Origin of the sequence: Haemophilus haemolyticus, assembly GCF_003352385.1 — a bacterium.
Classification (GTDB): Bacteria; Pseudomonadota; Gammaproteobacteria; order Enterobacterales; family Pasteurellaceae; genus Haemophilus; species Haemophilus haemolyticus_I.
This window is the reverse complement of record NZ_CP031243.1, coordinates 83266-98222: the sequence shown is the minus strand read 5'-3', so window position 1 is coordinate 98222 and position 14957 is coordinate 83266. Positions and strand designations below refer to the sequence as shown.

Below are 14957 nucleotides of genomic sequence, written 5' to 3'. Positions count from 1 at the left end.
GGTTGGCATCCCACCAACCGGCTTGTACTACAGATTTTTGTTTAACCAGTCTTGCGCCACTTTAACTGCTTGTGCCACATTTTCTGGTTGGGAGCCTCCTGCCATTGCCATATCCGGACGACCACCGCCTTTACCCCCGACCTGTTGAGCCATTAAATTAACGAGCTCTCCAGCTTTTACTTTGGTAGTTAAATCGTTTGTTACACCAACGACAAGGTTGACTTTTTCATCTAAGATCGATGCGAATGCGATTACGCCTGAGCCTAGTTGATTTTTTAAATCATCGACCATCACACGTAATGACTTTGTTTCTATGCCGTCTAATTGTTGTGCGATAACAGAAACACCATTGATTTTCACCGCACTTTTTATAAAATCAGAACCAGCCTGCATTGCGGCTTTTTCTTTTAGACCTTGCAATTCTTTTTCCACTTTCTTCGCTTTGTCTTGAAGTTGCTGGATTTTTTCCGCTAAGGTATTTACGTCTGATTTTAATAAGTCTGCGCTTTGGATCAGAATACGTTGTTGATTATGTAACCAGTCAATGGCATTTTGACCTGTTACAGCTTCAATACGACGAACACCTGCTGCCACTGCGCTTTCAGTAATAATTTTAAATAGACCAATGTCCCCAGTGCGTTTTGCGTGAATACCACCACAAAGCTCAATTGAGAAATCGCCCATGGTTAATACGCGAACCTTATCACCATATTTCTCGCCAAAGAGCGCCATTGCCCCTTTAGCTTTTGCTGAATCAATGTCCATAATATCCGTTTGAACTGCGAAGTTAGCACGGATTTTTTGGTTTACTAATGTTTCAATTTGAGTTAGTTGTTCTTTTGTAATTGCTTCAGGTTGTGCAAAGTCAAAACGTAAGGCTTTATCTGAAACAAGTGAGCCTTTTTGCACAACATGTTGACCTAAAATTTGACGTAAGGCCGCGTGCAATAAGTGTGTTGCTGAGTGATTAAGTGATGTGTGATGGCGGCGTTCTGCATCCACAATAGCATTCACTGATTGCCCAACTTTCAAACTTCCTTGCGTTAATTCTCCAATGTGTCCAAATACTTGCCCATATTTTTGGGTATCTTTAACATTAAAAGTCACGCCTTGTGCGCTCAAATATCCGCTGTCACCAATTTGACCACCTGATTCTGCGTAAAACGGCGTATTTTCTAAAATAACGACCGCACTTTGACCCGCTTCGATACTTTCTACTGATTTACCATCATAGAAAAGTGCGGTGATTTTTGCTTGAGATTCGACTTCAGTATAGCCTTCGAACTTAGTTTCACCATCTACGCGAATAATGCTGTTGTAGTCCACACCAAACTGGCTCGCTGCTTGAGCACGAGTACGTTGCGCTTCCATTTCACGGTCAAACGCTTGTTCATCAATAGTAATATTGCGCTCACGACATACATCAGCCGTTAAATCCAATGGGAAACCATAGGTATCATAAAGTTTGAATGCAACTTCACCTGAAAGAACGCCATCTTTCACTTGAGCAAGAGCTTCATCTAATAAACTCAACCCACGTTCTAGAGTGCGAGCAAATTGTTCTTCTTCTAAACGTAATAGTTTTTCAACATTTACTTGTTTTGCTTTTACGTCTTTGCCTGCTTCTGCCATTACTTCAATTAGAGTTGGTACGAGTTTATAGAAAAAGGCTTCTTTGGCACCTAATAAGTGACCGTGACGAACTGCGCGACGAATAATTCGACGTAATACATAACCACGGCCTTCGTTTGATGGAATAACGCCATCTGCGATTAAATATGCACAAGAACGAATATGGTCAGCAATAACACGTAATGATTTATTACTTAAATCTGTTGTGCCAACAACTTCAGCCGTTTTTGCGATTAGTGTTTTGAAAATATCAATCTCGTAGTTTGAGTTCACATGTTGCAATACAGCAGAAATACGCTCTAAGCCCATACCTGTGTCAACTGATGGGCGTGGTAATTTTTCCATTGTGCCATCGGCTAAACGGTTGAACTGCATAAACACAACGTTCCAGATTTCGATATAGCGGTCGCCATCTTCTTCTGGTGAGCCTGGAGGTCCGCCCCAAATATGATCGCCGTGATCGTAGAAAATTTCAGTACAAGGACCGCAAGGACCCGTATCGCCCATCGCCCAGAAGTTGTCTGATGCATAAGGTGCACCTTTGTTATCACCAATGCGAATAATTCGCTCAGCAGGAACACCGACTTCTTTATTCCAGATATCGTAGGCTTCGTCGTCGGTTTCATATACGGTTACCCATAGTTTTTCTTTAGGTAAACCAAGCCATTGTGGAGAAGTTAAATATTCCCAAGCAAAATTAATCGCATCGTGTTTAAAGTAATCACCAAAGCTGAAGTTTCCTAACATTTCAAAGAATGTATGGTGACGTGCGGTATAACCCACGTTTTCTAAATCGTTATGTTTACCGCCTGCGCGTACGCAACGCTGTGCAGTGGTTGCACGAGAATAAGGACGTTTATCCATTCCAAGGAATACATCCTTAAATTGGTTCATCCCAGCATTCGTGAAAAGCAAAGTCGGATCATTTTCCGGCACAAGTGAGCTACTCTCAACTACTTGGTGGCCTTTGCTATGGAAAAAGTCAAGGAATGATTGTCTTATTTCTGCTGTTGTTTTCATTAAAAAGAATCCTTGTTACCCATAATAAAAATAAAAACTAAACCGTATTATTTTTGCATATTTTTGAAATTTATAAAAAGGCTTTTTGCCAAAACCCCAAAATAAAACCGCACTTCACGACGCTATTTGAGAAGTGCGGTTAAAATTTAAGTTATTTCAGATTATTCAAAAAACAATTTCTTGTTAATTATTCATCTCTAAGCGGAACAACCAACATATCAATTTTAATCGTATTCATCACTTGACGTGTTGAAGACATTAACTTACTCCAAAAATCTTGGTGATGTCCCGTCACTAATAAATCTACATCATATTGTTCGATGGCATCACTTAGAACTTGTCCTAAATCACCACTGCCACTCAATTTTTCTGAAATTGGATAATCTGCACTTTCAGCTAAATCTAATAGGGCTTTTTGAGTTTCCGTGGAAATTCTGTCTTGCATCGAAGACATATTCACATCAATCAATCCAGTGTAAAGATCCGAGAAGTTCACATCAACGTGGATGATAGAAAGTTTTGCTTCGTGGCGTTTTGCAACTCCAACCGCTTTTTTAAGTAAAACTGGACTCTCTTCAGAAAGATCTACTGCCACTAAAACGTGTTTGTACATAATCGACTCCTTAACTGATTGGTTCGGCTTTTTAACTGGTTCTAATGCTAACATTTTGAACAATAAAAAACTGTGTACTAGATCACAATTTAAACATTTTTATTAAAAATTCATTAAATTTTCAATGTCTGCAATTTCTTTAGGGGCCGCTGCGGTTAGGATTTTATTACCATATTCAGTCATGAGTAAATTGTCCTCAATGCGCACGCCAATGCCTTTGTATTGCTCTGGCACATCAGCATCTTCTGAAATATAAATACCAGGCTCAACGGTAATCACCATGCCGATTTCGAGTATCCGCTGTTTATCCTGACCATAGCTACCCACATCATGTACATCTAAACCTAGCCAGTGTCCTAATCCATGCATATAAAATTGGCGATAAGCTTGTTGTTCAATGAGTGTATCGACATCACCTTTTAAGATACCCAAATCCACTAATCCTTGGGTTTTAATACGAATAACTTCATCATTGGCTTGCTTAATGGAATAGCCAGGTACAAGTAACTCAATCGCACGTTTTTGTGCTTTTAAAACTAACTCGTAAATTTCACGTTGAGGCTGGTTAAATTTTCCATTTACAGGAAAAGTGCGGGTAATATCGCCTGCATACATGTCAAATTCACAGCCAGCGTCAATGAGTACTAAATCCCCATCATTTAATGGGCGATCATTTTCTGTGTAGTGCAAAATACAGGCGTTATTTCCTCCTGCAACAATGGAATTGTAAGAAGGAAATCTTGCGCAATGGCGATTAAATTCATGCAAAATATCGCTTTCAATTTCATATTCAAAGCGATTTGGGCGTGTCGTTTGCATCGCTTTAATATGCCCTAGAGCCGTAATTTGTCCCGCTTGCTGCATTAATCTGATTTCATTAGGCGATTTTATAAGGCGCATCTCGTTGAGCATTGGTCGCCAATCTAAAGTCTCACTAAAACTCACCGCACTTTCTGTCACTAATTTATCACCCCAAGTATGAATTTCTGGCACATGGTAAAGTGCGGTCAGGTTTTTTAGTATTTTTGGCAGTACGGTAGCAAACTCTTCAATAGAATAGGCTTCATTTACATTAAGTTGTTGTGGTGCACGCTCAACACCTAATCGGCGACCATTCCAAGTTTCAAGTAACGGATTGCGTGGACGGAGAAAAATAATAGCTTTTTCTGCTTGTTCTGTTTTCAGTAATAACAGTGCTGCATTCGGTTCGTTAAAGCCCGTTAAATACCAAAAATAGCTGTCTTGACGGAAAGGATAGGTACAATCATTATTACGGCGTTTTTCGATTTCAGAAAAAAGTAATAATGCCGAATTAGGTTGCATTTGAGCGAATACTCGTGTGCGGCGTTCCCAAAACTCTTCTTTAGGCAACTCAGCCATATAAGCCAATTCCATTCGAGATCTCCTTAATGTAATACAGGTTTGCTCTCAATTTCTCCTTCGTTGAAATGAGAATAGAACAACATAGCAATGGTGCGAACATATTCAATGATTTCTTCTAGCGCTTCCACAAGTTCTTCTTCGTTATCGTCTTCATCATAACCGAGTTGGCAAATATCTTGTAAATCATCTACGGCTTCGCCAATTTCGCCTTTTTCTTTTGCTAATTCAGGTTGTGCTAAGCCAAGACCAAGTAAGAATTGGTTTGCCCAGTCAGATAAGCTATCCGCTTGGACAAAGACATTTTCATCTTCGGTTAAACCAAGCTCAAAGGTAAATCCTTCAACATCTGATAAGGTTTGTCTAATTTGTTCATAAAGTTCTGTAACGGGTTGAACTAATGCTGTTGGGTAAGCATGATTATCATTGCTGAATTGATATAAGAGCGGTAGCCAACTTTGATCTTTTAAGCCACCACAAAGTAAACCGCTTAAAAAGCCGTGTAGTTCTGTTGCATTAAAGCCGATTCCAGCAGATTTAAGTTGTTGGTTAAGGTCAGAATGAGAAATGAGCATAATAGATGTCCTGAGTAAATTTGAAATTAGTGTAAACCTTTGTAAATAAAAAAGCGATCGCTTTTCCTTGTGGAAAAACGACCGCACTTTTTATTTGATGATGAGCGAATTACATCATTCCGCCCATTCCACCCATACCGCCCATGCCTGCGCCTAGGTCAGCTTTTTCATCTTTTGGAAGCTCGGTTACCATACATTCAGTGGTAATCATTAAGCCTGCTACAGATGCTGCGAATTGCAACGCAGAACGAGTTACTTTAGTTGGATCTAAGATACCCATTTCGATCATATCGCCGTATTGTTCTGTACCTGCGTTATAACCAAAGTTTCCTTCGCCATTTTTAACCGCACTTGCCACAACAGATGCTTCTTCACCCGCGTTAGTGACGATTTGACGTAAAGGCGCTTCCATCGCACGTAATGCAAGTTTAATACCCACATTTTGTTCTTCGTTGTCACCTTTTAGGCTTGCTGCAACTTTCGCTGCTGCACGAACTAATGCAACGCCACCACCAGCAACGATACCTTCTTCAACCGCTGCACGAGTTGCATGTAATGCATCATCTACACGGTCTTTTTTCTCTTTCATTTCAACTTCAGTTGCTGCGCCTACTTTGATTACAGCCACACCGCCAGCTAATTTAGCCACGCGTTCTTGAAGTTTTTCTTTGTCGTAGTCAGAAGTTGATTCTTCAATTTGTTGACGAATTTGAGCCACACGACCTTTGATTTGAGATTCATCACCAATACCATCAATAATGGTTGTGTTGTCTTTGTTGATGACTACACGTTTTGCTTGGCCTAAATCTTCTAATGTCGCTTTTTCAAGCTCCATACCAATTTCTTCAGAAATCACAGTACCCGCTGTTAAAATTGCAATATCTTGTAACATTGCTTTACGACGATCACCAAAACCTGGTGCTTTCACGGCTGCAACTTTCACGATACCGCGCATAGTGTTCACCACTAAGGTTGCCAGTGCTTCGCCTTCCACATCTTCAGCGATGATTAATAACGGTTTACCTGCTTTCGCAACACCTTCTAACACTGGAAGTAATTCACGGATGTTAGAGATTTTTTTATCAACAAGAAGAAGATATGGATTATCTAATTCAACCGTTGCCGTTTCTGGTTTGTTGATGAAATATGGAGAAAGGTAACCACGGTCGAATTGCATCCCTTCAACCACATCTAATTCATCTTCAAGACCCGTACCATCTTCAACAGTAATTACCCCTTCTTTGCCCACTTTTTCCATAGCTTGAGCAATTAATTGACCCACAATGCTGTCAGAGTTTGCAGAAATAGTCCCTACTTGTTCAATTTCTTTTGCGGTTTCACAAGGTTTAGATAAATTTTTAAGCTCAGAAACAACCGCACTTACTGCTTTATCAATACCACGTTTTAAATCCATTGGATTCATGCCTGCCGCTACTGCTTTCAATCCTTCATTTACGATAGCTTGCGCAAGTACAGTTGCAGTGGTTGTACCGTCACCTGCAGCGTCATTTGCTTTAGATGCCACTTCTTTCACCATTTGTGCACCCATGTTTTCGAATTTATCTTCTAATTCGATTTCACGAGCAACAGACACACCGTCTTTAGTGATAGTTGGTGCGCCAAATGATTTATCTAAAATTACATTACGACCTTTCGGGCCAAGGGTTACTTTTACTGCATCGGCTAATACATTCACGCCTTTAAGCATTTTTACGCGTGCGTCATTACCAAATTTTACGTCTTTTGCTGCCATTTTCTTTTCCCTTATCTAATTATTCTACAATTGCTAAGATGTCGTTTTCAGAAATGATTAATACTTCTTCACCATCGATTTTTTCGCTTTTCACGCCGTAACCGTCGTTGAAAATTACGGTATCGCCCACTTTCACATCTAATGGTTGAACGGTGCCATTTTCTAAAATACGACCTTTACCCACAGCTAATACTTTCGCGCGGGTTGATTTAGTCGCTGCTGAACCTGTTAATACGATACCGCCAGCTGAACGAGTTTCGACTTCTTCACGTTTAATAATTACACGATCGTGTAAAGGACGAATATTCATGATTAATTTCCTTCTTAAGAATTTGTAAGTGCGCTTTTTATATAAGGAGGATTTTTTCGCTTTCAAGGGCTATGAATAAAAAAATTCTGACAAAATGTTTTTCCTATTTGTTTTTTTACGTAAAATTTGCCGCTCTTTGTGCGATAAATAAATGAAGGAATGAAGATATGCACTTAACATCAAGAGAACAAGAAAAGTGATCTGCCCCCCAAAAGTTGGACTCAACAAACCAACAATTGAGGTGCTGATTTTTTATGAATCAACACTTTTAACCGTTGATGATGTAATCAGGTTGTGCCGTGCGAGTGTTAGGGCATAGAGCAGAGCAAATTCAGAAACTGTTTGAGAAAATTGGTGAGCGGTTAAAAGCTGCGTAAGATTGATAGAAAACTTGTTTTCCCCTAAAAAAACTAATCTGAAAAATGAAAATATGTCTTGAGAGCATTTTTTGAAAATGTGATCTCGGTCAAGTTTTTTCTCCTTAAAATTTTTATAATGGCGTCAAATTAACTAACCAGAAAAGGTGATTCAAATGACTCAATTTAGAAAAGAAGTAGATTTACTCGGCGAACGTGATGTACCAGCAGATGCGTACTGGGGGATTCATACATTAAGAGCGGTAGAAAATTTCAATATTTCTAACGTAACCATTTCTGACGTACCAGAGTTTGTACGTGGCATGGTGATGGTGAAAAAAGCAACGGCTTTAGCCAATGGTGAATTAGGTGCAATTCCAAGTGATATTGCAAAAGCGATTGTGGTTGCTTGTGATGAAATCCTTACTACTGGGAAATGCTTAGATCAATTCCCATCAGACGTCTATCAAGGTGGTGCAGGTACGTCTGTCAATATGAATACCAATGAAGTGGTTGCTAACCTTGCGCTTGAAAAAATTGGCCATAAAAAAGGCGAATATAACGTGATCAACCCAATGGACCACGTTAATGCAAGCCAATCAACTAACGATGCATATCCTACTGGTTTCCGTATTGCAGTGTATAACAGCATCTTAAAATTGATCGATAAAATTCAATATTTACACGACGGTTTTGATAATAAAGCAAAAGAGTTTGCAAATATCTTAAAAATGGGTCGTACCCAATTGCAAGATGCGGTGCCGATGACTGTTGGTCAAGAATTCAAAGCTTTCGCCGTATTACTTGAAGAAGAAGTACGTAACTTAAAACGTACAGCAGATTTACTCCTTGAAGTAAACCTTGGTGCAACAGCTATCGGTACAGGTTTAAATACCCCGCAAGGCTATACTAAATTAGTTGTAAAACACCTTGCTGAAGTAACTGGATTAGCTTGCGTACCAGCAGAAAACTTAATTGAAGCAACATCTGACTGTGGTGCTTATGTCATGGTTCACGGTGCATTAAAACGTACTGCTGTTAAACTTTCTAAAGTATGTAATGACTTACGTTTACTTTCTTCTGGTCCACGTGCTGGTATTAAAGAAATTAACTTACCTGAATTACAAGCTGGCTCTTCTATCATGCCTGCAAAAGTAAACCCAGTTGTTCCAGAAGTAGTGAACCAAGTATGCTTTAAAGTAATTGGTAACGATACCACTGTGACTTTCGCATCTGAAGCAGGTCAATTACAATTAAACGTAATGGAACCAGTGATTGGTCAAGCAATGTTCGAATCTATCGATATCTTAACCAATGCTTGTGTGAACTTACGCGATAAATGCGTGGATGGCATCACTGTAAACAAAGAAATTTGTGAAAACTACGTGTTTAATTCAATCGGTATCGTGACTTACTTGAATCCATTTATCGGTCACCACAACGGCGACTTAGTGGGTAAAATCTGTGCTCAAACCGGTAAAGGCGTACGTGAAGTTGTGTTAGAAAAAGGTTTATTAACAGAAGAACAATTAGATGACATTCTTTCTGTAGAAAACTTAATGAACCCAACTTACAAAGCGAAATTAAACAAATAGGTCTGAATTATTCAGTCCTTGAATAGAAATAACCGCACTTTGATTACTCAAAAGTGCGGTTATTTTTTATATTGAATTATGGATTAAAGTTTTGCTGAAAGCATGGTTTCCAATTTTTCTTGGTCAACAGCAAACTTACGAATACCATCTGCTAATTTTTCAACAGCCATAGCATCGCTATTATGTTGCCAGTAGAACTCAGCTTCTGTTAATGGTTGTGGTTTCGCTTTAACTTCGCCTTTGTATTCTAGTTTGCGTACAAGTGCGGTTGAATTTTCTTGCAATTCTTTCAGTAATGCTGGTGCAATGGTTAAGCGATCGCAACCTGCAAGTTCAGTAATTTCTCCTACATTACGGAAGCTCGCGCCCATCACAACGGTGTTGTAGCCATATTCTTTGTAGTAATTGTAGATTTTTGTGACAGAAATAACGCCTGGGTCTTCTGCTGGCGCATATTCTTTTTTGTCGGAGTTTGCTTTGTACCAGTCTAAAATACGACCTACAAATGGAGAAATTAAGTAAACGCCTGCTTCTGCACAAGCACGAGCTTGTGCTTCAGAGAATAATAAGGTTAAGTTACAGTTAATGCCTTCTTTTTCAAGGATTTCTGCAGCTCGGATACCTTGCCATGTCGAAGCGATTTTAATCAAAATACGATCATTTGAAATGCCTGCTGCATTATAAAGTGCGATTAATTTACGCGCTTTTTCAACCGTTGCTTGTGTGTTGTAAGAAAGACGTGCATCCACTTCAGTAGAAATACGTCCCGGAACGATTTTTAAAATTTCTAAACCAATGTTTACCGCTAATTTATCTTCTGCATCAATAAGTTGTTGTGCTTTATCATTGCTTTGAGCTTTTGCATAAGTTACCGCTTCATCAATTAATGGCACATATTGTGGAAGTGCAGATGCGCTTAGAATTAATGATGGGTTAGTAGTCGCATCTTGTGGTTGATATTTTTTAATCGCGTCGATATCGCCGGTGTCTGCGACTACAACGGTCATTTGACGAAGTGAATCTAATTGAGTTGTCATTTGTATCTCCTATTCGAGTGAAATGGAATGAATAATGTGGGCTACGATAGCATAAATTTAATCTTAAAAGGAAAAATTTTTCGATAGAAAAAATAGGCGCAGGCGTTGATCTGCGCCATTGTTCTAAAGTTTGAGGGTATCTTTTATAGTGAGGGTTATTTCATCTAACATGGCATAGCGTTTACGATACATGGAGCGTTTCTTACTTGGAATATCATCCAGATTTCTATCCATTTCTAAAGGTAATTCCCAGTAATCTTTTAATTCTCCGCCTGATTCACTAAAAATTGCATCATAATCCACTGTATATTGTTTGCTTTGTATGAAGCGAGATTTATTTTGGTATTTTTGCGGAATGCCAAGCAATTTATTGTAGCCTAGAATTTTTGTGAGCGATTTCATGGTTTCAACCATTAAATAGGCTGGGCGCAATCCGTGGCATGATTTGGTTAGTTGTTTCACCATTTCCTTTGAGCCTTCAAAATTTGGCCCTTGTACAACAGCAATAAGCAACTCATCGCCCAATTTGGCAAAGGTAAGCAAATAGACTAATTCATTTCTTGGTTTATGCCATAGCTCCAATACCCAATACCCCTCCATCGGTTGATGGGTTGTCATGCTTAATGTCATTTCAAAATCAGGAATGACTTCGCCAAAACTTAATGGTTTTTCCCATAACGGCGTAGAAAGTGCGGTAAGTTTTTTGGGTAAAAATAAAAGGTTATCACAAACAGCATTAAAACGTTGTGATGCATTGAAACGTTTATCCAGAAAACGACAAGCAACGGGATAACTATAATCCAAGTGCGTATTAAAAATATCGACGAGAAAAGGATGTTGATTGATAAATTGTTCAAAGCGACGAATTGAACCACGATTTAAAAAGCTGCGTAAGTTATAACGCCAATGTTTTGGTGCATCAAAACGCCCTGGTCGATATGGATAAATATCCTTAGATTGAGGCCATTGGTAAGTTGTTTTTGTTGTCATCTAGATTGCCACGAATTGGTTATAATTTTGGGCGAATTTTGACATAATTTCAGGAAATTTTCCATTTATGCTATTCTAAGCGCAATTTTAAAAGGAATCCTTATGTCTGAAATTAAACTTAATTATCATAAAACTCACTTTTTAACGAGTGCGCCGAATATTCGTTCCATCCCCGAAGATACTGGCATTGAAATTGCGTTTGCGGGTCGTTCAAATGCAGGAAAATCGACCGCACTTAATGCATTAACCAATCAAAAAAATTTAGCGCGCACCTCAAAAACGCCGGGGCGCACACAATTAATCAACTTATTTGAAGTGGAACCAAATTGTAAATTGGTAGATTTACCGGGCTATGGTTATGCTGCCGTGCCAGAGCAAATGAAAATCCAATGGCAAAAATCCTTAGGTGAATATTTGCAAAAACGCGAATGTTTGGCTGGATTGGTTGTGCTGATGGATATTCGCCATCCGCTTAAGGATCTTGACCAACAAATGATTGAATGGGCGGTTTCAGCAGATTTACCAGTACTTTTATTACTTACTAAAGCCGATAAATTGAGTCAAAGTGCACGTAGTAAACAAGTAAAGATGGTGCGTGAAGCGATTCTTCCATTCCAAGGCGATATTCAAGTAGAAGCCTTTTCTGCACAAAATAAAATTGGTATTGATAAACTTGCAGCGAAATTAGATTTTTGGTTTTCGCCACTTTTTGCGGAATAAAATGTAAATTTTGCGATCTAGATCGCAAGAAAAGCACATGATGAATGATTTCATCATGTGCTTTTTTTTATAGTGCAAAAACTATCTTCATTTTTACCGCACTTTAAGGATTGTCATGTCCCTTGCTATTGTTTACAGCCGTGCTTCTATGGGTGTGCAAGCACCACTTGTCACTATTGAGGTGCATTTAAGCAACGGAAAACCAGGATTTACACTTGTTGGTTTGCCAGAAAAAACGGTGAAAGAGGCACAAGATCGGGTGCGTAGTGCATTGATGAATGCACAATTTAAATACCCAGCCAAACGCATTACCGTGAATCTCGCACCTGCGGATTTACCGAAAGAAGGTGGGCGATTTGATTTGCCTATTGCCATCGGGATTTTAGCCGCATCGGATCAGCTTGATGCGAGCCGTTTAAAGCAATTTGAATTTGTGGCAGAGCTTGCGCTGACGGGGCAATTACGTGGCGTTCATGGTGTAATCCCCGCTATTCTTGCAGCGCAAAAGTCAAAGCGAGAGTTAATTATCGCGAAGCAAAATGCTAATGAAGCCTCGCTCGTGTCTGATCAAAATACTTATTTTGCGCAAACGCTTTTAGATGTGGTGCAATTTCTCAATGGTCAGGAAAAATTACCCCTCGCCACTGAAATTGTGAAAGAAAGTGCGGTAAATTTTTCGGGTAAAAATACGTTAGATTTAACGGATATTATCGGACAACAACACGCCAAACGAGCATTGACCATTGCCGCAGCAGGGCAGCATAATTTGATCTTTCTTGGTCCGCCAGGTACAGGGAAAACCATGCTAGCTAGCCGCTTGACGGGGCTTTTACCTGAAATGACAGATTTAGAAGCGATTGAAACTGCATCCGTAACGAGTTTAGTTCAAAACGAGTTAAATTTTCATAATTGGAAACAACGTCCTTTTCGCGCCCCGCATCATAGTGCATCAATGCCGGCTTTAGTTGGTGGCGGAACGATACCAAAACCCGGTGAAATATCCTTAGCAACAAATGGCGTACTTTTTCTTGATGAACTTCCAGAGTTTGAACGAAAAGTATTGGATGCACTACGTCAGCCTTTAGAAAGTGGTGAGATTATTATTTCTCGTGCTAATGCAAAAATTCAATTCCCTGCTCGTTTTCAATTAGTAGCAGCGATGAATCCAAGTCCGACAGGCCATTATACTGGAACACATAACCGCACTTCACCCCAGCAAATTATGCGTTATTTGAATCGACTTTCAGGGCCATTTTTAGATCGTTTTGATTTATCTATTGAAGTGCCTTTACTGCCACAAGGTAGCTTACAAAATACAGGTGATCGTGGCGAAACCAGCGCGCAAGTACGAGAAAAAGTGTTAAAAGTGCGTGAGATTCAAATGGAAAGAGCGGGAAAAATTAACGCTTATTTGAACAGTAAAGAGATTGAACGTGATTGCAAGTTATGTGATAAAGATGCTTTTTTCCTTGAAAATGCGCTGAATAAACTGGGGCTTTCTATACGGGCTTACCATCGTATTTTGAAAGTTTCTCGAACCATTGCCGATCTACAAGGCGAACAACAAATTTCTCAACCGCACTTGGCGGAGGCCCTGGGCTATCGCGCAATGGATCGTTTGTTGCAGAAATTGTCGAATATGTAAAAACGCGTGATGAGAATACCACGCGTGAAGGGATTAGTAAGTGCTTTGGGTGCCTTGTGTACCGCTAATAATTGCAATGCCCGAACTTGCACCAATGCGTGTTGCACCGGCTTTAATCATCGCAAGTGCTGTTTCAGTATCGCGAACGCCACCTGATGCTTTAACACCAATATTGCCGACCGTTTGTTTCATCAATGCAACATCTTCTACAGTTGCACCACTTTTATTAAAGCCTGTTGATGTTTTAACAAAAGCTACACCGATTTCTTTACAAATTTCGCAGGCTTTCACTATTTCATCTTTAGTGAGCAAACAAGTTTCTAAAATCACTTTTAATGGCGTGCCATTACAAGCATTGAATACAGCTTGAATATCTTGTTTTACTGCATCCCATTTTTGCGATTTTATCCAACCTACGTTGATTACCATATCAATTTCATTTGCACCCGCTTTAATGGATTCTTGTGTTTCAAATGCTTTGACTGAGGTTAAATTGGCACCCAAAGGGAAGCCAACTACGGTGCAAATTTTTACATTTGAGCCAGCAAGTTTTTCTTTAGCGAGTGGAATATAAGCAGAATTGATACATACAGAATAAAATCCGTGTTCAATTGCTTCATTACAGAGTGTCAAAATATCTTGTTCATTTTTTTCTGCAGTAAGTGCGGTGTGATCGATATATTGAGCAAGTTGATTCGGTGTCATTATTTTCCTCCTTATTTATGTTTTACCTATTGTAGCAAAAATCCCTTATTTTTGACTGTGCTTTTATGCTTGATTACAATCATCTCAATGCGATAAGGAATAAAGAAAATGAAGATTAAAAAACTACTTAAGAATGGATTATCCCTCTTTTTAACGTTTATTGTGATGAGTAGCATACTGGATTTTGTTCGTCGTCCTGTGGTGCCAGAGGAAATAAATAAAATTACGTTACAAGATCTTCAAGGGAACTCTTTTTCTCTTGAGAGCCTTGACCAAAATAAACCTACGCTGCTTTATTTTTGGGGAACTTGGTGTGGCTATTGTCGCTATACTTCGCCTGCAATTAATTCTTTAGCAAAAGAAGGCTATCAAGTTGTGTCGGTGGCGTTACGCTCAGGCAATGAAGCGGCAGTAAATGATTATTTAAGTAAAAATGACTACCACTTCACTACGGTTAATGATCCTAAAGGGGAATTTGCAGAACGATGGCAAATTAATGTGACGCCCACAATTGTGTTGTTGAGTAAAGGCAAAATGGATCTTGTTACAACAGGTCTCACGAGTTATTGGGGATTAAAAGTGCGGTTGTTTTTCGCAGAGTTTTTTGGCTAAGCGGTAGAAAATCT

General features: G+C 39.3%; 13 protein-coding genes and 1 pseudogene. 5 read left to right on the top strand and 9 right to left on the bottom strand.

The features are described 5' to 3' along the window. Positions 1 to 27: 27 nt before the first annotated feature. From alaS to DV428_RS00465, 6 genes are all read right to left on the bottom strand, one after another. Positions 28 to 2652: an alanine--tRNA ligase gene (gene alaS, locus DV428_RS00490; protein ID WP_114908310.1), complete on the bottom strand. Its 2625-nt coding sequence runs from the start codon at positions 2650 to 2652 to the stop codon at positions 28 to 30. Positions 2653 to 2839: 187 nt separating this feature from the next. Beyond that, entirely contained in the window at positions 2840 to 3265 is a 426-nt protein-coding gene (gene uspA / locus DV428_RS00485) for a universal stress protein UspA (RefSeq protein ID WP_005629483.1), read from the bottom strand. 102 nt (positions 3266 to 3367) lie between these two features. Continuing rightward, on the bottom strand, positions 3368 to 4660 hold the full coding sequence (gene pepP, locus DV428_RS00480) for a Xaa-Pro aminopeptidase (RefSeq protein WP_114908309.1): 1293 nt from the start codon (positions 4658 to 4660) through the stop codon (positions 3368 to 3370). 11 nt (positions 4661 to 4671) lie between these two features. Continuing rightward, the gene (locus tag DV428_RS00475; protein ID WP_114908308.1) at positions 4672 to 5220 is read right to left on the bottom strand and encodes a YecA/YgfB family protein; all 549 of its coding nucleotides are present in this window, start codon (positions 5218 to 5220) and stop codon (positions 4672 to 4674) included. Between the two features lie 109 nt (positions 5221 to 5329). Continuing rightward, a complete protein-coding gene (groL, locus tag DV428_RS00470) occupies positions 5330 to 6973 on the bottom strand; it encodes a chaperonin GroEL (protein ID WP_114908307.1) in 1644 nt (547 codons plus the stop codon). Between the two features lie 19 nt (positions 6974 to 6992). Next, positions 6993 to 7283, bottom strand: a complete 291-nt coding sequence (locus DV428_RS00465) for a co-chaperone GroES (RefSeq protein ID WP_005629492.1) — start codon at positions 7281 to 7283, stop codon at positions 6993 to 6995. A 290-nt stretch (positions 7284 to 7573) separates the two neighbouring features. On the opposite strand from DV428_RS00465, the pseudogene DV428_RS09805 reads away from it, so the two are divergent. Continuing rightward, a pseudogene (locus tag DV428_RS09805) lies at positions 7574 to 7660 on the top strand (urease accessory protein UreD); the annotation flags it as partial. A 155-nt stretch (positions 7661 to 7815) separates the two neighbouring features. After that, complete coding sequence (gene aspA / locus DV428_RS00460) at positions 7816 to 9234, top strand: aspartate ammonia-lyase (protein WP_114908306.1); 1419 nt, start codon at positions 7816 to 7818, stop codon at positions 9232 to 9234. Between the two features lie 83 nt (positions 9235 to 9317). Here aspA and tal read toward each other — a convergent pair whose 3' ends face one another. Both tal and DV428_RS00450 read right to left on the bottom strand, forming a co-directional pair. Then, the gene (tal, locus tag DV428_RS00455) at positions 9318 to 10271 is read right to left on the bottom strand and encodes a transaldolase (RefSeq protein WP_114908305.1); all 954 of its coding nucleotides are present in this window, start codon (positions 10269 to 10271) and stop codon (positions 9318 to 9320) included. 123 nt (positions 10272 to 10394) lie between these two features. Then, positions 10395 to 11261 carry a VirK/YbjX family protein gene (locus DV428_RS00450; RefSeq protein ID WP_114908304.1) on the bottom strand — a complete coding sequence of 289 codons (867 nt, stop codon included), beginning with the start codon at positions 11259 to 11261 and terminating at the stop codon, positions 10395 to 10397. Between the two features lie 102 nt (positions 11262 to 11363). Between DV428_RS00450 and yihA the strand changes: the two genes are divergently transcribed. Both yihA and DV428_RS00440 read left to right on the top strand, forming a co-directional pair. Continuing rightward, positions 11364 to 11981 carry a ribosome biogenesis GTP-binding protein YihA/YsxC gene (yihA, locus tag DV428_RS00445; protein WP_005632793.1) on the top strand — a complete coding sequence of 206 codons (618 nt, stop codon included), beginning with the start codon at positions 11364 to 11366 and terminating at the stop codon, positions 11979 to 11981. A 115-nt stretch (positions 11982 to 12096) separates the two neighbouring features. Then, positions 12097 to 13626, top strand: coding sequence for a YifB family Mg chelatase-like AAA ATPase (locus tag DV428_RS00440; protein ID WP_114908303.1), 1530 nt, complete (start codon positions 12097 to 12099; stop codon positions 13624 to 13626). A gap of 33 nt (positions 13627 to 13659) precedes the next feature. On the opposite strand, the gene deoC is transcribed toward DV428_RS00440, so the two are convergent. Next, positions 13660 to 14331: a deoxyribose-phosphate aldolase gene (gene deoC / locus DV428_RS00435; protein WP_114908302.1), complete on the bottom strand. Its 672-nt coding sequence runs from the start codon at positions 14329 to 14331 to the stop codon at positions 13660 to 13662. Positions 14332 to 14439: 108 nt separating this feature from the next. Here deoC and DV428_RS00430 point away from each other — a divergent pair, with 108 nt between their 5' ends. Further along, the gene (locus DV428_RS00430; RefSeq protein ID WP_114908301.1) at positions 14440 to 14943 is read left to right on the top strand and encodes a protein disulfide oxidoreductase; all 504 of its coding nucleotides are present in this window, start codon (positions 14440 to 14442) and stop codon (positions 14941 to 14943) included. Positions 14944 to 14957 lie beyond the last annotated feature (14 nt).